The sequence below is a fragment of the Streptomyces sp. NPDC048338 genome (assembly GCF_043201055.1).
In the GTDB taxonomy this organism is placed as follows: Bacteria; Actinomycetota; Actinomycetes; order Streptomycetales; family Streptomycetaceae; genus Streptomyces.
Window position 1 is genome coordinate 38,819 of record NZ_JBICYQ010000009.1, and the last position, 18,383, is coordinate 57,201.

18 protein-coding genes and 1 pseudogene are annotated in these 18,383 nt (G+C 74.0%); 10 read left to right on the plus strand and 9 right to left on the minus strand.

Features of this window, described 5'->3' with window-relative positions; all coding sequences use genetic code 11:
- The first annotated feature begins 1 nt into the window (after position 1).
- The 6 genes from ACGFZF_RS21260 (at position 2) to ACGFZF_RS21285 (ending at position 7,610) form a co-directional block, all read left to right on the plus strand.
- Positions 2 to 643 (plus strand): TetR/AcrR family transcriptional regulator, encoded by a 642-nt coding sequence (locus tag ACGFZF_RS21260; RefSeq protein WP_393556271.1) that lies wholly within the window; start codon positions 2 to 4, stop codon positions 641 to 643.
- A gap of 125 nt (positions 644 to 768) precedes the next feature.
- Positions 769 to 2,988, plus strand: coding sequence for a molybdopterin oxidoreductase family protein (locus ACGFZF_RS21265; RefSeq protein ID WP_393556273.1), 2,220 nt, complete (start codon positions 769 to 771; stop codon positions 2,986 to 2,988).
- A gap of 278 nt (positions 2,989 to 3,266) precedes the next feature.
- A complete protein-coding gene (locus ACGFZF_RS21270; protein WP_393556275.1) occupies positions 3,267 to 4,139 on the plus strand; it encodes a hypothetical protein in 873 nt (290 codons plus the stop codon).
- Positions 4,126 to 4,899: a class F sortase gene (locus tag ACGFZF_RS21275; protein ID WP_393556277.1), complete on the plus strand. Its 774-nt coding sequence runs from the start codon at positions 4,126 to 4,128 to the stop codon at positions 4,897 to 4,899. The genes ACGFZF_RS21270 and ACGFZF_RS21275 overlap by 14 nt, the downstream gene beginning before the upstream one ends.
- A 219-nt stretch (positions 4,900 to 5,118) precedes the next feature.
- Entirely contained in the window at positions 5,119 to 6,510 is a 1,392-nt protein-coding gene (locus ACGFZF_RS21280) for an aldehyde dehydrogenase family protein (RefSeq protein WP_393556279.1), read from the plus strand.
- A 20-nt stretch (positions 6,511 to 6,530) separates the two neighbouring features.
- On the plus strand, positions 6,531 to 7,610 hold the full coding sequence (locus tag ACGFZF_RS21285; RefSeq protein ID WP_393556281.1) for a zinc-binding dehydrogenase: 1,080 nt from the start codon (positions 6,531 to 6,533) through the stop codon (positions 7,608 to 7,610).
- A 133-nt stretch (positions 7,611 to 7,743) separates the two neighbouring features.
- On the opposite strand, the gene ACGFZF_RS21290 is transcribed toward ACGFZF_RS21285, so the two are convergent.
- From ACGFZF_RS21290 to ACGFZF_RS21305, 4 genes are all read right to left on the minus strand, one after another.
- A complete protein-coding gene (locus ACGFZF_RS21290) occupies positions 7,744 to 8,259 on the minus strand; it encodes a DinB family protein (protein WP_393556283.1) in 516 nt (171 codons plus the stop codon).
- 40 nt (positions 8,260 to 8,299) lie between these two features.
- Positions 8,300 to 9,313, minus strand: coding sequence for a DMT family transporter (locus ACGFZF_RS21295; protein WP_393556285.1), 1,014 nt, complete (start codon positions 9,311 to 9,313; stop codon positions 8,300 to 8,302).
- Between the two features lie 32 nt (positions 9,314 to 9,345).
- Positions 9,346 to 10,041 carry an ArsR/SmtB family transcription factor gene (locus ACGFZF_RS21300; RefSeq protein ID WP_393556287.1) on the minus strand — a complete coding sequence of 232 codons (696 nt, stop codon included), beginning with the start codon at positions 10,039 to 10,041 and terminating at the stop codon, positions 9,346 to 9,348.
- Positions 10,042 to 10,176: 135 nt separating this feature from the next.
- Positions 10,177 to 10,842: a TetR/AcrR family transcriptional regulator gene (locus ACGFZF_RS21305; protein WP_393556289.1), complete on the minus strand. Its 666-nt coding sequence runs from the start codon at positions 10,840 to 10,842 to the stop codon at positions 10,177 to 10,179.
- Between the two features lie 74 nt (positions 10,843 to 10,916).
- On the opposite strand from ACGFZF_RS21305, the gene ACGFZF_RS21310 reads away from it, so the two are divergent.
- The 3 genes from ACGFZF_RS21310 (at position 10,917) to ACGFZF_RS21320 (ending at position 13,210) form a co-directional block, all read left to right on the plus strand.
- Positions 10,917 to 12,068: an acyl-CoA dehydrogenase family protein gene (locus ACGFZF_RS21310; protein WP_393556291.1), complete on the plus strand. Its 1,152-nt coding sequence runs from the start codon at positions 10,917 to 10,919 to the stop codon at positions 12,066 to 12,068.
- A gap of 61 nt (positions 12,069 to 12,129) precedes the next feature.
- Positions 12,130 to 12,417: a YiaA/YiaB family inner membrane protein gene (locus ACGFZF_RS21315; RefSeq protein ID WP_147977281.1), complete on the plus strand. Its 288-nt coding sequence runs from the start codon at positions 12,130 to 12,132 to the stop codon at positions 12,415 to 12,417.
- A gap of 166 nt (positions 12,418 to 12,583) precedes the next feature.
- Positions 12,584 to 13,210, plus strand: a complete 627-nt coding sequence (locus tag ACGFZF_RS21320) for a TetR/AcrR family transcriptional regulator (protein ID WP_393556293.1) — start codon at positions 12,584 to 12,586, stop codon at positions 13,208 to 13,210.
- On the opposite strand, the gene ACGFZF_RS21325 is transcribed toward ACGFZF_RS21320, so the two are convergent.
- Positions 13,201 to 13,662, minus strand: a complete 462-nt coding sequence (locus ACGFZF_RS21325; RefSeq protein ID WP_393556295.1) for a MaoC family dehydratase — start codon at positions 13,660 to 13,662, stop codon at positions 13,201 to 13,203. The two genes, ACGFZF_RS21320 and ACGFZF_RS21325, sit on opposite strands and share 10 nt — an antisense overlap.
- Positions 13,663 to 13,778: 116 nt before the next feature.
- On the opposite strand from ACGFZF_RS21325, the gene soxR reads away from it, so the two are divergent.
- On the plus strand, positions 13,779 to 14,252 hold the full coding sequence (gene soxR, locus ACGFZF_RS21330; RefSeq protein ID WP_393556297.1) for a redox-sensitive transcriptional activator SoxR: 474 nt from the start codon (positions 13,779 to 13,781) through the stop codon (positions 14,250 to 14,252).
- A 115-nt stretch (positions 14,253 to 14,367) separates the two neighbouring features.
- Here soxR and ACGFZF_RS21335 read toward each other — a convergent pair whose 3' ends face one another.
- From ACGFZF_RS21335 to ACGFZF_RS21350, 4 genes and pseudogenes are all read right to left on the minus strand, one after another.
- The gene (locus tag ACGFZF_RS21335) at positions 14,368 to 15,438 is read right to left on the minus strand and encodes an RNA ligase (ATP) (RefSeq protein WP_393556299.1); all 1,071 of its coding nucleotides are present in this window, start codon (positions 15,436 to 15,438) and stop codon (positions 14,368 to 14,370) included.
- A 161-nt stretch (positions 15,439 to 15,599) separates the two neighbouring features.
- Positions 15,600 to 15,884 (minus strand): annotated as a pseudogene (locus tag ACGFZF_RS21340) (3-keto-5-aminohexanoate cleavage protein); the annotation flags it as partial.
- An 18-nt stretch (positions 15,885 to 15,902) separates the two neighbouring features.
- Positions 15,903 to 16,514 (minus strand): hypothetical protein, encoded by a 612-nt coding sequence (locus ACGFZF_RS21345; protein WP_356601078.1) that lies wholly within the window; start codon positions 16,512 to 16,514, stop codon positions 15,903 to 15,905.
- Positions 16,515 to 17,014: 500 nt separating this feature from the next.
- Entirely contained in the window at positions 17,015 to 18,244 is a 1,230-nt protein-coding gene (locus ACGFZF_RS21350; protein ID WP_393556302.1) for a serine-threonine protein kinase, read from the minus strand.
- Positions 18,245 to 18,383: the final 139 nt, after the last annotated feature.

Genomic DNA, 18,383 nt, shown 5'->3' on the forward strand with positions numbered 1-18,383 from the left:
CATGGTCCCCGTGCCCCAGTCCCGCCCGACCCACCCGCCCACACCGCCCGCCCTGCGCCGCACCCCCGTCCAGCAGCGCAGCGCCGAGCGGCTCACCCGGATCCTCGACGCGTGCGCCGAACTCCTCGACGAGACCGGCTACGAACAGCTCAGCACCCGGGCCGTCGCCGTCCGGGCGGGCGTCCCCATCGGGTCCGTCTACCGCTTCTTCGGCAACAAGCGCGCCCTGGCCGCCGCCCTCGCCCACCGCAACCTCGACCGCTACGCCGAGCGGATCACCGCCCGGCTCGCCGCGCTCCCGGCGATCGACGCCCGCCGGGCCATCGACACCGTGCTCGACGAGTACATCGGCATGAAGCGGACCGTGCCCGGCTTCGCCCTGGTCGACTTCGGGGTGCCCGCACCCGGCGAGGCCGGCGACGACGACCCGAACCACCTGGTCGCCGGCCGGCTCTGCGAGCTGCTGGCCCCCCCGCTCGGCCGGGCCGACGACGAGATCCTGCGCCGCAAGATCCTCGTCGGGGTCGAGGCCACCGACGCGCTGCTCCAACTCGCCTTCCGCACCGACCCGTCCGGCGATCCCGCCCTCATCGCCGAGACCCGCGCCCTCCTCCACGCGTACCTGGCACCCGCCCTGTCCTGAGGTGTCCGGCCGGGCTCCCGCCGATCCGGCCGGGCGATGTCCGCTGCCCGCGGCCAGACCCTCCCCATCATCCCTACCGGTCGGTATGCTCGGCCCAGCCCGTCGCCGCCCCAGGGGAGACCGTCATGCCCGACGCCAGGTCCGACGCCACATCCAACGCCCTGCGCATCTGTCCGCTGTGCGAAGCCACCTGCGGGCTGACCCTGACCCTGTCCGGTACCCGGGTCACCGGCGCCCGCGGCGACCGCGACGACGTGTTCAGCCAGGGCTTCATCTGCCCCAAGGGGGCATCCTTCGGCGAGGTCGACGCGGACCCGGACCGGCTCAGGGCCCCGCTCGTCCGCACCGACGGCGTCCTGCGGGAAGCCACCTGGACCGAGGCGTTCGACCTCATAGCCGCCCGCGTCCGCCCCCTCGTCGAGGAGTACGGACCGGACTCCGTGGGCATCGTCCTGGGCAACCCGAACGTGCACACCATGGCCGGCGCGCTCTACCCGCCCCTGCTGATCGGAGCCCTGCGCACGCGCAACCTCTTCACGGCCTCCACGCTCGACCAGATGCCCAAGCACGTCTCCAGCGGGCTGCTCTTCGGCGACCCCTTCGCCATCCCCGTGCCCGACCTGGACCGGACCGCGCACCTGCTCATGCTGGGAGCCAACCCGCTCGACTCCAACGGCAGCCTGTGCACCGCCCCCGACTTCCCCGGACGGCTCAAGGCGCTGCGCAGGCGCGGGGGCACCCTCACCGTCGTCGACCCGCGCCGTACCCGTACCGCCGCGCTCGCCGACCGGCACATCGCGATCCGGCCCGGGGCCGACGCGCTCTTCCTCGCCGCGCTGGCCCACACCCTCTTCGAGGAGGACCTCACCGACCTCGGTGACCTCGCCGCCCACGTCGAGGGTGTCGAAGAGGTGCGCGCGGCGGTACGGGAGTTCACCCCCGAGGCCGTCGCCGACGCCTGCGACCTGGACCCCGCCACGATCCGCGACGTCGCCCGCGAACTCGCCGCCGCGCCCTCGGCCGCCGTCTACGGACGGATGGGCAGCTCCACCGTCGAGTACGGCACCCTCGCCAACTGGCTCGTCGACGTCCTCAACGTCCTCACCGGCAACCTCGACCGCGCCGGCGGCGCCCTCTTCCCGCTCTCCGCGACCGCCCCCGCGCCCCGCCCCGCGGGCCCCGGCCGGGGCTTCGCGCTCGGCCGCTGGAGCAGCCGGGTCTCCGGTCACCCCGAGGCCAAGGGCGAGCTCCCCACGGCCGCGCTCGCCGAGGAGATCGAGACCCCGGGCGAGGGCCGCATCCGTGCCGTGATCACGATCGCCGCCAACCCGGTGCTGTCCGCGCCCGACGGGCGGCGCCTCGACGACGCCCTGGACACCCTCGACTTCATGGTCGCCGTCGACCCGTACCTCAACGAGACCACGCGGCACGCCGACGTGGTGCTGCCCCCGCCGCCGCCCTCGCAGAGCGCCCACTTCGACTTCGCCTTCAACGGGTTGGCCATCCGCAACCAGGCCCGCTTCACCCCGGCCGCCGTTCCGCTGGACGAGGGCCGCATGGACGAGTGCGAGATCCACGCCCGGCTGATCCTCGCCGTCTCCGGCATGCACGGCGCCCCGCCGTCGGCCGTCGACGACCTCGCCGTCGACACCGCGCTCGCCAAGGCCGTCACCCAGCGGCACTCCCCGCTGTACGGGGCCGATCCCGGCGAGCAGGCGCGGCTGCTCGCCGGCGGTACCGGCCCCGAGCGCCGCCTCGACCTGATGCTCCGCCTCGGCCCGTACGACCTCGGGCTGGACGATCTCCGCGCGGCGCCGCACGGCGTCGACCTCGGCCCGCTGGAGCCGCGGGTCCCGCAGGTCCTCAAGACCCGCAGCGGGCGGATCGAGCTGCTGCCCGCGCCGATCGCCGCCGACCTGCCCCGGCTGCGGGCCGCCCTGGACGCGGGCCGGGACGCGCTCGTCCTGGTGGGCCGCCGTCACCTGCGGTCCAACAACAGCTGGCTGCACAACGTCCCGTCCCTCAACGGCGGCTCGAACCGGTGCACCCTCCAGGTCCACCCGGCCGATGCCGACCGTCTGGGCCTCGCGGACGGCAAGCCCGCACGGATCTCCTCCGCGGGCGGCGCGCTGGACGTCGAGGTGGAGGTCACGGACGCGGTGCGGCACGGGGTGGTCAGTCTCCCGCACGGCTGGGGACACGACCGCCCGGGCACCCGGCTCACGGTCGCGGCCGGTCGCCCCGGCGTGAACGTGAACCAGCTGCTCGACGGCTCCCGGCTGGACCCGCTCTCGGGCACCGCCGTGCTCAACGGCTTCCCCGTGGACGTGGCACCCCTGCCGTGACCTCCCCGGTCCCGCCGGTGCCGGGCTCGGCCCGGCCGCGCTCGTCGCGGCGGGCGGCGGTACCGCGAAGCCCGCCGGTACCCCGGGGGCGGGCACCCGAGGGCGGTCCTGTCGATCAGGCTGGACCGGGCAAGATCGACAAGACACCCCCAGGACCGATGGGGTGAAGATCGGAGGGTGACGCGGCGCTGCCGCCACCCTCTGTCTCCCTGTCGCCACAGATAGTCAGATTATCTGCCGAATCATCTGGCCTCGTCGCGACCGGGAGGAACCCCTTCATGACCGTCCTGACCGTCCGTCCGCTGCTGTCCACCGCACTCGCCGCCCTGGCCGCCGGCGGCGTGCTGTGGACCGGCGCCCCCACCGCCGACGCCGTCGCCGGGGACAGCGGTGACCTCAAGATCCAACGCGTGGGCACGGACCCCGACAGCCGCGCCGACCACACCCGGGTCTGCCAGTTCCACCTCGCCGCCTTCGACTTCGAGACGCTCCGCGAGGTCGACTGGGAGATCGCGCCCCAGCCCCGGGTCGGCGCGGCGACCTCCGGCGGCCGCATCCCGCTCCGCGGCGGCAGGGGGCACACCGTGGACCTGGCCCTGCCCGAGGGCCGGTACCAGCTCACCTGGACCTTCGACGGCGCCGTCGAGACCGGCCGGGCCAAGGGCTTCCGGGTCGACTGCGCCGGTGACCTGACCAACCCTCAGCCCAACGATGCCGGAGGCGGCGGAGGCGGCGGAGGCAGCGGTGACGGCGGCGCCGGGGAAGCCGGAGGCGGCGCCCCGGGCGCGAACGGCAACGCCTGGAGTGGCGACGGCGGTGACGGCGGCGGGGAAGGCGCGGAGCCGGAAAGCGCGGAGCCGGACGGCGCCGGAGCCGACGGCGAGAGGGGTGCGGAAGCCGGCGCCGGAGGGGGTGACGACGTCCGGGCGAGCGGTGCCGACGAGGCGGTCGCCGCGGCCCGGCGCGCCGACCGCGGCGACGGCCGCCCGCCGTACGGCCCGGTCGGCGCCGGCGGCGGTGGCAGCGCCGAGGTCGCCGCGGACGACGGCTCCGACTTCGGTGCCGGGTCGGCCCTCGCCGCCGGGCTCGCGGGTACGGCCGTGCTGATCCTCGTCCGCCGGTCGCGGCGCCGCACCGATGGCACCGCGTAGATCCCGCTCCGCGCGCCGGCGACGGCGTCGCCTCCGGCTCCTGCGGACCGTCGTGGGAGCCCTGTCCCTGACCGTCGGCGGGGTCTGGTGGGCGCAGGGCGGGGAGCCGCCCGACCCGTCGGCGAACGCCGCCCCGGCCGTGGACGGGCGGCGCGCCGGTGACGGGTCGGCGGCCCACCCCGGCCCGCCGGCGGCCGGACCCGCCGTCCGGCCGGCGGCGAGACCGAAGCAGGCGGTGAGGCCGAAGCCGCCGGCGCGCCCACCGCACCCGCCCAGGCCGTCCCCCGCGCCGCTGTCCGCCTCGCGCGCGACCCGCCTGGCCATTCCGGCGATCACGATCGAGGCACCGGTGCGCGGCATTGGCCTGGACCGCTCCGGAAGGCTGGGCTCGCCGCCGGTCGACAACCCGCGCGTCGTCGGCTGGTACGCCCGTGGTGCCACGCCGGGGGAGCGCGGCACGGCCATCTTCGTCGGGCACCGCGACACCCTGACGGGCCCCGCCATCTTCCTCAACCTCGACTCGCTGACCACCGGCCACACCATCCGGGTCGCCCGGGCGGACGGCCGTGTCGCCGTCTTCACGGTCGACAAGGTCCGCACCTACACCAAGGCCGCGTTCCCCGACACGGAGGTGTACGGCTCCACGGGCCGGCCGGAGCTCCGGCTGCTCACCTGCGGGGGAGCGTTCTCGCCCAGGACCGGGTACGAGGCGAACATCGTCGTCTTCGCCCACCTCACCGACGTCGCCCGCCGGATCTGACCGGAGGCGGCGGCGCGACGGAGTCCCTGCGGACCGCCCGGCGGGCGCGCGACCACCCGGCGGGCCCGCGCCCTCGCGGCGCGGGCCCGCCGGATCCGGTACCCCGGGGCGGCCGGTGTGGGATGCGTGACAGTGGGTACGGCCGACCCTGGCGCCAGAAAACTAACAGCGCTAGTTTGGGTCCGGATGACGAACCGGCCGGCCCCAAGGAGACAGTCGATGAAGGCCCACGACGCGATGTACATCGGCGGAGCATGGCGCGCAGCCGCCTCCTCCGACACCATCCCGGTGATCAACCCGGCGGACGAGCAGGTCATCGGGCACGTCCCGGCCGGGACCGCCGAGGACGTGGACACCGCCGTACGGGCCGCCCGCGCCGCCTTCCCCGGCTGGGCCGCCACCGCGCCCACCGAGCGGGCGGCCGGCATCGCGGCCCTCCGCGACGCACTCGCGGCCCGCGCGGAGGAGATCGCCGCCACGGTCACCGCCGAGCTCGGCGCCCCGCCCCAGCTCGCGGCCGCCGTCCACACCGGGCTGCCGATCGCCGTCGCCGGCTCGTTCGCCGAACTCGCCGCCACCCACCCCTTCGAGGAGAAGGTCGGCAACTCCACGGTCTACGCCGAGCCCGTCGGCGTGGTCGGCGCGATCACCCCGTGGAACTACCCGCTCCACCAGATCGTCGCCAAGGTCGCGCCCGCGCTCGCCGCCGGCTGCACCGTCGTGCTCAAGCCCGCCGAGGACACCCCGCTGACCGCCCAGCTCTTCGCCGAGGCCGTCCACGAGGCGGGGCTGCCGGCCGGAGTCTTCAACCTGGTCACGGGTCTCGGCCCGGTCGCGGGTCAGGCGCTCGCCGAACACCCCGACGTGGACCTGGTCTCCTTCACCGGCTCCACCGCCGTCGGCCGGCAGATCGGCGCCACCGCGGGCGGGGCCGTCAAGCGGGTCGCCCTGGAGCTCGGCGGCAAGTCCGCCAACGTCATCCTGCCCTCCGCCGACCTGGGCAAGGCCGTCGCCGTCGGCATCGCCAACGTCATGTCCAACTCCGGACAGACGTGCAGCGCCTGGACCCGCATGCTGGTGCACACCGACCGGTACGACGAGGCCGTGGCGCTCGCCGCCGAGGCCGTCGCCAAGTACGTGCCGGGCGAGCGCGTCGGCCCCCTCGTCAACGCCAAGCAGCAGCAGCGCGTCCGCGGCTACATCGAGAAGGGCGTGGCCGAAGGCGCCCGGATCGTCGCCGGCGGCCCCGAGGCCCCGAAGGAGACCGGCTACTACGTCTCCCCGACCGTGTTCGCCGACGTCACGCCGCAGATGACCATCGCCCAGGAGGAGATCTTCGGCCCGGTCGTCTCGATCCTGCGCTACGAGGACGAGGAGGAGGCCCTCGCCATCGCCAACGGCACCGTCTACGGCCTCGCGGGCGCCGTCTGGGGCGACCAGGAGGCCGCCGTGGCCTTCGCGCGGCGCATGGACACCGGCCAGGTGGACATCAACGGCGGACGCTTCAACCCGCTGGCCCCCTTCGGTGGTTACAAGCAGTCGGGTGTCGGGCGCGAGCTGGGTGCGCACGGCCTGGCCGAGTACCTCCAGACCAAGTCCCTCCAGTTCTGAGACCCCGAGGAGTCACGAGCGTGATCCGCGCCGCCGTCCTGACCGCCGTCGGCTCTCCTCTGGAGATCACCGGCATCGAACTCCCCGAACCCGGCCCCGGCCGGGTGAAGGTGCGCCTGGCCGCGGCCGGGGTGTGCCACTCCGACCTGTCCCTGTCGAACGGCACCATGAAGGTGCCCGTTCCTGCGGTACTCGGACACGAGGGCGCCGGCACCGTCGTCGCCGTCGGCGAGGGCGTCGCTCATGTCGCCGTCGGCGACCGCGTCGTCCTCAACTGGGCCCCGTCCTGCGGGGCCTGCCACCACTGCTCGATCGGCGAGGTCTGGCTCTGCGCCGACGCCCTCAAGGGCTCGGCCGCGGTGCACGCGGTCGCCGAGGACGGCACCGCACTGCATCCCGGGCTCAACGTCGGGGCCTTCGCGGAGGAGACCGTGGTGCCCGCGAACTGCGTGCTGCCGGCGCCCGACGGCGTCCCTCTCACGGAGGCGGCCCTTCTCGGCTGCGCCGTCCTCACCGGCTGGGGTGCGATCCACCACTCGGCGCGGGTCCGGCAGGGGGAGTCCGTCGTCGTCTTCGGCGTCGGCGGCGTGGGCCTGGCCACGCTGCAGGCCGCCCGGATCGCCGGCGCCGGGCCGATCATCGCGGTCGACGTGTCGCCCGAGAAGGAGGAGCTCGCCCGGGCCGCCGGGGCCACCGACTACCTGGTCGCCTCGGACACGACGGCCCGGGAGGTCCGCAAGCTGACGGGGGGCCAGGGCGCCGACGTGGCCGTCGAGTGCGTGGGCCGCGCCGTCACCATCCGTACCGCCTGGGACTCCACGCGGCGGGGCGGGCGCACCACCGTCGTCGGTATCGGCGGCAAGGACCAGCAGGTGACGTTCCACGCCCTGGAGATCTTCCACTGGGGCCGCACGCTGTCCGGCTGCGTCTACGGCGACTCCAACCCGGCCGAGGACCTGCCGGTCCTCGCCGAGCACATCCGGGCGGGCCGGTTCGACCTGTCCATGCTCGTCACCGAGCGGATCACGCTGGACGGCATCCCGGGCGCCTTCGCCAACATGCTCGCGGGCAAGGGCGGCCGGGCGCTGGTCGTCTTCTAGGGCCGGTCCCGGTCCCGGTCCCGGTCCCCGTCCCCATCCCGGTCCCGGGACCAGGACCGGCTCCCGGGTGGTGTCCCGTCGATTCCGCCGCGAAGGCGGCGCGGCCGACGGGACACCGGCGTTCGGACAGACCTCAGACGCCCGTCCGGCCGTCGACGAGCTCGCGCACGATGTCGAGGTGGCCGTTGTGGCGGGAGGTCTCCTCGACGAGATGGAGGATCACCCAGCGGAGGTCCACGTGGCGGCCGTCCCGGAGGGGGCGCACGGCCTTCGCGTCCAGGTCGTGGTCGGCCAGCAGGCGACGGTAGCGGGCGCTCTGCTCCTCGTACTCGGCGAGAAGCCGGGGCAGCGGGATGTCGACCGCGGTCCGCATCTCCGGGTCGGGGTCGTCGTCGGTCGCCTCCGTGAGCGGTCCCGCGGGTTCCTCCCCCAGGAACACCACCTGGACCCAGTGGTGCTCGACCCATCGCAGATGGCTGATCAACCCGCTGATCGTCATCAGCGGCGAGCCCGGGAGCGGTGCCTTGCGGGCGTCCTCCGCGGTGACCCCCTCGCATTTGGCTCGTGCGGTGTCACGGGCGTAGTCGAGGAAGGTGGACAGCTGCGTGCGCTCGTCCCAGCTGGGCGGCGTATCGGTTCGTTGAGTCATCGAAGGGAGTGTCCCGTGGCTCGGTGGGGGCGTCGAGCGATTAACGGGCGGAACCCGCCGTGCCCTTGCCGGACTCGTCGCCCACGGGGGTGGCGGACGGGGCCGGCTTCACGGTGTCCACCGCGCCCGGGGCGTCCGCCGTGCCGGTGACCGCCACGGCGGGCTCGGCGTCCGCCGTCTTCGGACGGGAGCGCGAGACGGCCACACCCGCCAGGCACAGCACACCGCCCGCGAGGGTCAGGAGGCCCGGCAGCTCGCCCAGGAGCGCCCACGCCATGACGACCACCAGCGCCGGCACGGCGTACGTCGTCGCGCCCATCCGCCCCGCCGTCGTGCGGGCCAGGGCGTACGCCCAGGTCGTGAAGGCCAGCGCGGTCGGGAAGACGCCGAGATAGACCATGTTCAGGGTGGCCGACACCGGCGCCTCACCCAGCTCGCCGATCAGCTGCCAGGAGAAGGGCAGGCACACCACCGTGCCGATGAGGCAGCCGAACGTCGTGACCTGCAGGGCGGTGGCGTGCGCGAGCGCCGGCTTCTGGGCGACGACGCCGGCGGCGTACGTGACGGCGGCGACCAGGCAGAGCACGACGCCGAGCACCGAGGCGTGCCCCTTCCCCGACATCGACAGACCCACGGCCACCGCGCCCGCGAAGGACACGCCCATGCCGGCGATCAGCCGGGGCGGCAGCTTCTCGCCGAGGAACCGGGCGCCGAGCAGGGCGATCAGCAGGGGGCCGATGTTGACGAGCATCGCGGCCGTGCCCGCGTCCACCTCCTGCTCGCCCCAGTTGAGCGCGACCATGTAGCCGCCGAACCAGAGCAGTCCCGAGACGAGGATTCCCGGCCATGCCCCGCGGGACGGCAGTCCCTCCCGCCGGACCATCAGCACGAGAACGAGGACGAGCGAACCGGCGACGAGTCGGCCGAGCGCGAGGGCGCCGGGGGAGTATGCGGCTCCGGCGCTGCGGATGGAGACGAAGGCGGAGGCCCACAGGACGACGGAGACGCCGGCGGCGGCGAGGGCCGACCGGGAGGTGGTGCGGGAGTTCGTCATGGGGTGACCGTAGGCCGTGAACGGTTCGGTCTTCACCTAATTTCCAAGGGGTCTACTCCCAGGGCCTGTTGGAGCGCATCCTCGCCCTCGGGCGTCACCTTCACGGCCCGTTCGGACCCGATCCGCACGCACCAGCCGCGGTCGAGCGCGTGACGGCACAGCGCCGCTCCGGCGAGCCCCGCGAGGTGCGGTCGCCGCTCGGTCAGGTCGAGGCAGCCGCGGGCGACGGGCCGGCGTCCCGTGCCGGCGAGCGCGATCCCCAGATCCGCGAACCACGTCATGCCGCGGTCGGTGAGCGCGAATCCGGTGTCCTGCCGCAGCAGCCCGCGCGCGGTCATCGCCTCGGTGACGACGATCCCGAGCCGCCCCGCGAGATGGTCGTAGCAGGTACGGCCCCGGGCCATGGCCTGCCCCGCGCTCGCGGCCCGCAGCGTCCGCGGCGGATCCGGGTCGGTGGGTTCCGCGCGAGCGGCGAGGTCCTCCACGAGGTGGGCGATTCCCGGATCGGCGAGGCGAACGTACCGGTGCCGGCCCTGGCGCTCCTCCGCGAGCACCCCGCCCGCGACGAGCTTGCCCAGGTGTTCGCTGGTGGTGGAGGCGGCCACGCCCGCGTGGCGGGCGAGCTCGCCCGCCGTCCAGGCCCGTCCGTCCAGCAGGGCGAGCAGGAAGGCGGCGCGGGTCTCGTCGGCGATCAGGGCCGCGAGTGCGGCGAGGTCTCGGGGAGCCATGGAACCAGGGTCCCGCACGGTTGCTTCGGCCCCGGCCGAACGGTCCCGCCGCCGTGTGCCGAGGACGCCCGGGCACCTGTCCCGCGTCGCGCGGGCGCCCGTCCCGCTCTCCCGCGCCGACGGGCAGGCCCGGGTTCAGGCCCCGCGGCCCGCCCAGGCGCCGCGGATCCCCGCCTCGTACTGGATCGCCAGCCCGTCGAGCAGCGCGCGCAGTCCCGTCTCGAACGCCCCCTCGTCGACCTTCTGGCGGTGCTCCGCCAGGAGGTGCGCCTGGCCGAGGTGCGGATAGTCGGCCGGGTCGTACGCCGTCTCGTCGTCGACGAAGCCGCGGGCGAAGGAGCCGAGCGCCGAGCCGGTGACGAAGTACCGCATCAGCGCGCCGATGGAGGTCGCCTGGGCCGGCGGCCAGCCGGCCCGGACCATGGCGCCGAAGACGGCGTCGGCCACCCGCAGGCCCGCCGGGCGGCGGCCCGGGCCCTGCGCGAGCACGGGGACGATGTGCGGGTGGTCGGCCAGCGCGGCCCGGTAGGAGCGGGCCCAGTCGTACAGCGCGGTCCGCCAGGCGCGGCCGTCGTCCTCGTCGAACATCGACAGGTCGATCTTCGCGCTGACCGCGTCGGCCACGGCGTCGAGGATCTCGTCCTTCGTGCGGAAGTGGTTGTAGAGCGAGGGGCCGCTCACGCCCAGTTCAGCCGCGAGCCGCCGGGTGGAGAGGGCGGCGAGACCCTCCGCGTCCACGAGCGCGCTCGCCGTCTCGACGATCCGGTCTCTGCTGAGGAGGGGCTTGCGCGGTCGGGCCATGGCCCACATAGTAGGCCCGTACACCAGAAACTAGCAGTGCTAATTAAAGTCCGCGATCGAAGGTCGGTGCCGCAGTGAACCTGGAGCTCAGCGAGGAGCAGGAAGCCGTCCGGCGGCTCGCCGAGGACTTCGTCGCACGCGAGGTCGCCCCGCACGTCGTCGCCTGGGACCGCGGCGAGAGCGTCGATCGCTCGATCGTGAAGAAGCTCGGCGCCGTCGGCTTCCTCGGGCTCACGGTCCCGGAGGAGTACGGCGGCTCCGGCGGTGACCATCTCTCCTACTGCCTGGTCACCGAGGAGCTCGGGCGGGGCGACTCCTCCGTGCGCGGCATCGTCTCTGTCTCCCTCGGCCTGGTCGCCAAGACGATCGCCGCCTGGGGCGACGAGGAGCAGAAGCGCCGCTGGCTGCCCCCGCTCGCCTCGGGCGACGCCATCGGCTGCTTCGGACTCACCGAGCCCGGCACGGGGTCCGACGCCGGGAGCCTGGCGACCAGGGCGGTCCGCGACGGGGACGGCTACGTCGTGAACGGCACGAAGATGTTCATCACCAACGGCACCTGGGCCGACGTCGTCCTTCTCTTCGCCCGGACCGACGACACCCCCGGTCACAAGGGCGTCTCCGCCTTCCTCGTCTCCACGGACACCCCCGGTCTCACCCGTCGCACCATCCACGGAAAGCTCGGTCTGCGCGGCCAGGCCACCGCCGAACTGGTCCTGGAGGACGTCCGCGTCCCGGCCGCGGCCATGCTCGGCCCCGAGGGCAAGGGCTTCTCGATCGCCATGTCCGCCCTGGCCAAGGGCAGGATGTCGGTCGCGGCGGGCTGTGTCGGCATCGCGCAGGCGGCGCTCGACGCCGCCGTCCGCTACGCGGGGGAGCGCGAGCAGTTCGGCAAGCCCATCGCCTCCTACCAGCTGGTGCAGGAGCTGATCAGTGACATCGCCGTGGACGTCGACGCGGCCCGGCTGCTGACCTGGCGGGTCGCCGACCTGGTGGACCGGGGCGAGGAGTTCGCCACGGCCGCGTCGAAGGCGAAGCTGTACGCCTCGGAGGCCGCCGTGCGCTGTGCCAACAACGCTCTCCAGGTCTTCGGCGGCTACGGCTACATCGACGAGTACCCGGTCGGGAAGCTCCTCCGCGACGCCCGGGTGATGACGCTCTACGAGGGCACCAGCCAGATCCAGAAGCTGATCATCGGGCGGGCGCTGACGGGGGTCTCCGCCTTCTGAGTACCGGGATGAGTAGCCGAGCGGATGTGGCCCCCGGCACATCCGCCGGATGCTGTCGGGCATGAGTGAGACACCGGTCAAGCAGCAGAACACGGCCGCCTACCACATGCAGGCCGTCATCTCCTTCGGACTCGCCCTCACGGCGGTGGCCGTCGGGATCTACAAGCTCGAAGCGGACGCCTGGGTGCGGTCCTTCCTCGCCATCGCGGTCCTCTACCTGACGACCTCGGCCTTCACGCTCGCCAAGGTCGTCCGCGACCGCCAGGAGGTCGGCCAGATCGTCAGCCGGGTCGACCAGGCCCGCCTGGAGAAGCTCCTCGCCGAGCACGACCCCTTCCAGAAGCTCTGACGCCGTGCGCCGGCTCCGGCCCCTCCGGCGCTCCGGCCCTCGGAAGGCCCGATCCGGCTCGCCCGCTCCCGGCGTCCGGCGACAGGGATCCTGCGCCACACCTCTAAGCGCTTGCTCAGCTTCGTTGTATGGTGTTCGTCCTTGACGGATGAAGAAGGGGCGAGCGATGAGCGTGGCGGAGGAGACGCCCGGCGGCGAGGACGTGCCGTGGGGCGAGGTCACGCCCGAGGCCGCCCGGCGTCTGCTGGTCGCGGCCGTCGAGGCGTTCGCCGAGCGCGGCTACCACGCCACCACGACCCGTGACATCGCGGGCCGCGCGGGCATGAGTCCGGCCGCCCTCTACATCCACTACAAGACCAAGGAAGAGCTGCTCCACCGGATCAGCCGCATCGGTCACGACAAGGCGCTGGAGATCCTCCGGGTCGCGGCCGACGGCGACGGCACGGCCGGGGAGCGGCTCGCCGACGCCGTACGGTCCTTCGTCCGCTGGCACGCCGAGCGGCACACCACCGCGCGGGTCGTCCAGTACGAGCTGGACGCGCTCGGCCCCGAGCACCGCACCGAGATCGTGGCGCTGCGCCGCGAGTCCGACGCCGTCGTGCGCCGGATCGTCAACGAGGGTGTGGCGGCAGGGGAGTTCGACGTGCCGGACGTGGCCGGCACGACGGTCGCGGTGCTCTCGCTGTGCATCGACGTGTCCCGCTGGTTCAACACGGAGGGCCGCCGGACGGCCGACGAGGTCGGCGCGCTCTACGCCGACCTCGTGCTGCGGATGGTCGGGGCTCAGAAGTAGTAGCGGGAGACCGACTCGGCGACGCACACCGGCTTGTCGCCGCCCTCGCGCTCCACGGTCACGGTCGCGGTGACCTGCACGCCGCCGCCGGCATCCGTCACCTCGGTCAGGACGGCGCTCGCGCGCAGTCGCGAGCCCACGGGCACGGGGGAGGGGAAGCGGACCTTGTTGGTGCCGTAGTTGATGCCCATCTTCATGCCCTCGACGCGCATGATCTGCGGTACGAGCGCCGGCAGCAGCGACAGCGTCAGATAGCCGTGTGCGATGGTCCGGCCGAAGGGTCCGCCGGCGGCCCGCTCCGGGTCCACGTGGATCCACTGGTGGTCGCCGGTCGCGTCGGCGAAGAGGTCGATCCGCTTCTGGTCGACCTCCAGCCAGTCGCTCTGCCCCAGCTGCTCGCCCACTCCGGCGCGCAGCTCCTCGGCGGACGTGAAGATCCTCGGCTCAGCCATGTCCCTGCTCCCTGCCTCTCATCCGGTCGGTCCCACATCTAAGCGACTGCTTAGTCTGGCCGTATCGGGGTGCGCTGTCAACGGGTCGCCCGGACCGAACCAGTAGGGTTCGAGGAGTGCCTCAGATTCCGGAGAAGATCCACGAGCTCACCGTCGGTCAGCTGTCCGCGCGCAGCGGCGCCGCCGTGTCCGCCCTGCACTTCTACGAGACCAAGGGCCTGATCAGCAGCCGCCGTACGAGCGGCAACCAGCGTCGCTACGTCCGTGACACCCTGCGTCGCGTCGCCTTCATCCGCGCCGCCCAGCGCGTCGGCATCCCGCTGGCCACCATCCGCGAGGCGCTCGCCGGACTCCCCGAGGAGCGCACCCCCACCAAGGAGGACTGGGCGCGGCTCTCGGAGGCGTGGCGCACCGAGCTGGACGAGCGGATCGACCAGCTCGGACGGCTGCGCGACCACCTCGCGGACTGCATCGGCTGCGGCTGCCTCTCGCTGGAGAACTGCGTGCTGTCCAACCCGGACGACGTCGTCGGCGAGCGCATGACGGGCTCGCGCCTGCTGCCGGAACGCCGGCGCGCGCCGCGGGACTGAGGGCTGTCCCGTCCTCCCCGGGCCGCGACGCCCCGCTCCCCGCGCCGGACACGGCGCAGGGGCCCGACACCCCCGTGGTCGGACCCCTGCTGTTCTCGGAGGGCGGTGACCCGCCCTACTCGTACTCGGTGCCGCCCTTGCGCGTCAGGTACGCGGGGCTGACCGCCTTGGCGATGGCCCGCCCTCCGACCACCGGGCTGTACCGCTCCGTCACCGGGCGGATCACGACGCCCTCCCGCAGGTGCAGCTCCCGCCCGGAGACGGTCTCGCGGCCGGTCGCCAGCTCCAGCACGGTGCCGAGGTCGTACGGCCCCGTGTACAGCCGCGGGACGAGCGGCAGTTCACCCGGCTCCAGGACCTCGGCCGGGTCCAGCCGGCGCACCTCGCCGTCGATCTCGGCCGACACGTCGAAGACCGCGTAACCGAGGTCCTCGCCGCGCGCGTTGGCGCCGTAGCCGAGGTCCTGCACCCCGGCGCCGTACACCTCGCCGAACAGGCCGATCCGGCGCGCCCCCAGCCGCTCGGCGAGCCGTGCCGCGACGGCCGGGGCATCGTGCCCCAGGACCGCCCGCCAGTACAGGTTGCGCGGATCCTCCCGGAGGGCCAGGCCCTTCGCCCCGAACCCCTTCGAGGACACCTGGACCCGCCCGTCCTCCGCGAAGTACGTGAGCAGGCAGGCCGATCCGTGCAGCTTCTCCGTGAGGACCACCGGCTCGCCGGGCTCGAAGATCCCCGGATAACGCTGGAGGTTCTCGATGTCGCACCAGGGCAGCAGATCGGGCGCGGCCTCCACGTCCCCGGACATCGTCGTCGGGATCGGTGGTGTCCACTTGGTGATCCCGAGCAGTTCGGCGAAGTCGGTCTCCACGGCGACCGCCTCGGCCAGGTCGACGTCCGCGAGCGCCTTCGGCCGACACACGAGTCCCTGCGACAACTCACCCCGCAGGCGCACCGCCTTGACGCGGTCCGAGGCCTTTCCGGCGAGCCGCCCGGTCAGTCCGAGCTCCTCCACCAGGGCGAGCGGGAGCACCGCCTGCTCCGGGATGTAGATCGCCATGTCGCCCGTGCGGTACGCGCCCTTGGCGACGACGGCGCGGTAGAGGCCCACCTGGGCCAGCTCGAGCGCGTCGGCGTTCGGATGGGCGTGGACGGTCAGCACTTCGGCGGTGACGCGCAGCGTCGACATGGCGGTTCTCCGGTGGATTCAGGGTGTCGTCATCGCCGGACACACTGCGGCATGCGCATACCGCTGGGCCACCGATTTACCGCCTGGTACCGTCACTTGCTTCCACCGGGCACCGCGGAGCCACGAGCCGGCGAGGCGAGTTCGGCATCGCCCCTGCTCCCCGTCCACGACCGGACGCGCTCCACCCGCCGTACCGGATCGGGCTCCGCCCACGCGCCGGTCGTCACGCCCGCCGGGACGTCGACCGCGGCGCGGCTCGCGGTGAGGGTCGCCGCCGGCACCGGGGGCGAGAGCGTGTCGTCACCGCACGGCGTTCCGGGGTGGACGTGCGCGTCCACCGCCCCGGCCCCGACCGCCTGCGCCGCCGGCGGCCATGGCACCGGGCGACATCGGCACGGCCGCGGTGTCACCGGGGCCGCGCGTGCTTTCGGGCAGACCTGGATCACACGTTCCCGCTCCGCCGCTCAGGCCGCGGACACCAGACGCGGCAGGGACTCGCCCCGCGCCCGGGCCAGCGCTCCCGCGGTGAGGACCGCCTGCGGTACGACCACCCCGCAGTTCCCGCACACCGGGCCGAACCACGGTTCCTCGCGCAGCTCCGGACGCCACTCGATCCGGGGTCCCGCGCACACCGGGCAGGCATCCCCCGGGCCCGATCGCAGGGCGGCTATCAGTCGTCGCAGCACCTCGGCCAGCGGCTCCGAGGGATGCACGGCGGGATCGTCGCACCGCGCCACCCCGTTGCCGCCCCAGGTCCGCCGGTGCCAGTCGTCGAGCGCGCCCGGCCGGCGCAGCCCGTCGTGCTTCTCGCGCCGCCGCCGCTCGGCGAACTCCTCCTCGTAGGCGAGCCACACGGCCCGCGCCTCCTCCAGTTCCTCCAGTGCGGCCACCAGCCGCCCCGGATCGAGCTCCCGGTCCTCGGGCCCGAACCCGTGCCTCCGGCACAGGTGGGCCCAGGTCGCTCGGTGCCCGTAGGGGGCGAACCGCTCCAGGCACTTGCGCAGCGAGTACCGCCGCAGCGCCGTGTCGCACCCCGGATCACGCACCTGTCTCGCAAGACTCCGGAAACCGGCCATCGCTCCGCACCTCCGTCGCTGGTACTTCGGCGTCAAGGACGTTATGGGATGGACGAACGAGTGCCCCGTCCTGTTCCATCGAAAATTCGAAGAGGTCCGTGAACGGCGTACGGGGGACGTTCGGCACGGGACGCGACAGGCGGACTCGCGGGCGGTCCGGCCCTCCCGGACCGGGGGTCCGACCGGCTTGCCGACGCCGCGGACGAGGCGCTCACGGACGGGCTCGCCGTCCGTGAAGAACCGGATTCTTCCCAGGTCAGGACACCTGTGGCGCAGGGCTCCCCGAAGCCGGCCGGCGCACCGGTCCGGTCCGGCGAGGTGCCCTGGCCCGGGCTCCCGGGGGGCGGCCCGGAAGCCCTTCCGGGCGCCGCGGCCGGCGGTTCCGGCGCTCCCGAGGTCTGGCGAGAACTCGCCGCCCGACCGGCCCCCGCGGTCCGCGACGGGATCGACGGCGGGCCCGGCGGGCCCACCGACGCGACGACTCCCCGGCCGACGGACCCTCAGGCCCCGAACCGGCCCGCCGAGGCGATCACCCGTGCCAGCTCCACGTGGATGATGTCGCTGTGCGCGCCGCCGGGAGGGCCGCCGTCCTTGACCACCGCCGCCGCGTCCACGCTCACGCAGCCCGAGGCCGGAACACCGTCGCGCAGCGCCGTGGCCAGACTCAGGGAGGCCGTGCCCGGCACCGCCTGGATGCCGTCGTGGCCGATCGCCCACCAGCGGCGGTCGCTGCCGAGGATCGACTCGGCGTCCCGGGCCAGCCGCGCGGCCAGCGGGTAGATCACCCCGAGGGCCGTGTCGTGCCGGGAGTAGCAGGCCACCACCGGCCCGTCGACCCGCCGCTGCATGTCCCGCAAGGCCCCGCCCCGGCCGGGCTCGTGCGGCAGGCTCGCCGCGAAGGCGTAGTGCGAGAAGGACCCCTGGAGCAGGGTCACGGACCGGACGGTGCGCACGCCGTCGGGCAGGCCGCGCAGCGCGTACGCGACGAGCCGCCCGCCCATGCTGTGGCCGACGAGATGGATCCGCAGGCCGGGGGCGGAGCGGGCGAGCCGGCCGAGCAGCGGCCCGAGTCCCCGCTCGCCGACCGTGCCGGCCCGGCGCTTCATCGTGTAGTACGTGGCCTGGCGCAGCGCCTCGCGGGCGCCCTTCCAGTACCGTCCGAGCCGGCCCCCGAACGCCTCGCGCGGCGTCGGTACCGCCCCCGGTCCGGCCGCCTCGTCCAGCGCGTCCGCGAACATCGCGCAGACCGCCACCGGATCCCCCAGCAGGAAGTCGGGCACCGGCGGCCCCTCGGCGAGGGACCGGGAGGCCGAGCCGGTGTCGGTCAGCTCCCTGAGCAGATCGCCGAACTCGGTGAAGGCGGCCTCGTCCTCCGGCTGCTCCCGCAGCAGCACGGACAGCCGTTCCACCACGGCCTCCTTGCCGGGATGCACCGCCGCCACCGACTCGAAGTCGGGGATCGGCTCGTCCGTGAACATCGTCGACGGCCACACCACACCGGCGTACGCCGGCCGCACGCCCGGTCGCACCAAGCCCGGGAAGGGGGCGAAGAAGGCCGCGTACATACGGGTGGCCACGGACGGGTCGCTGTTCCACCCGTGGGCGAACACCACCAGGTCCGTGGTCCCCCGCGCGGTGAGCGCCGACAGCGCCTCGTGCTGCCCGGCCGCGCCGTCTCCGTCCTTGTCGAAGGTGATCTCCCGGTACGGCTCCACACTCATCCCGGCCATGGGCGGTCCGTCCCTCCGTGTCGAGGACACTGTCGCGGAAGGAGTCCGGGGGACCCCTCCCGCGACAGCATCCTGCGCGCACGGGGGGACGGCCAGGCTTTCGGCGCAGACGCGCCGCGGAGTCCACCGGGACGTGCGG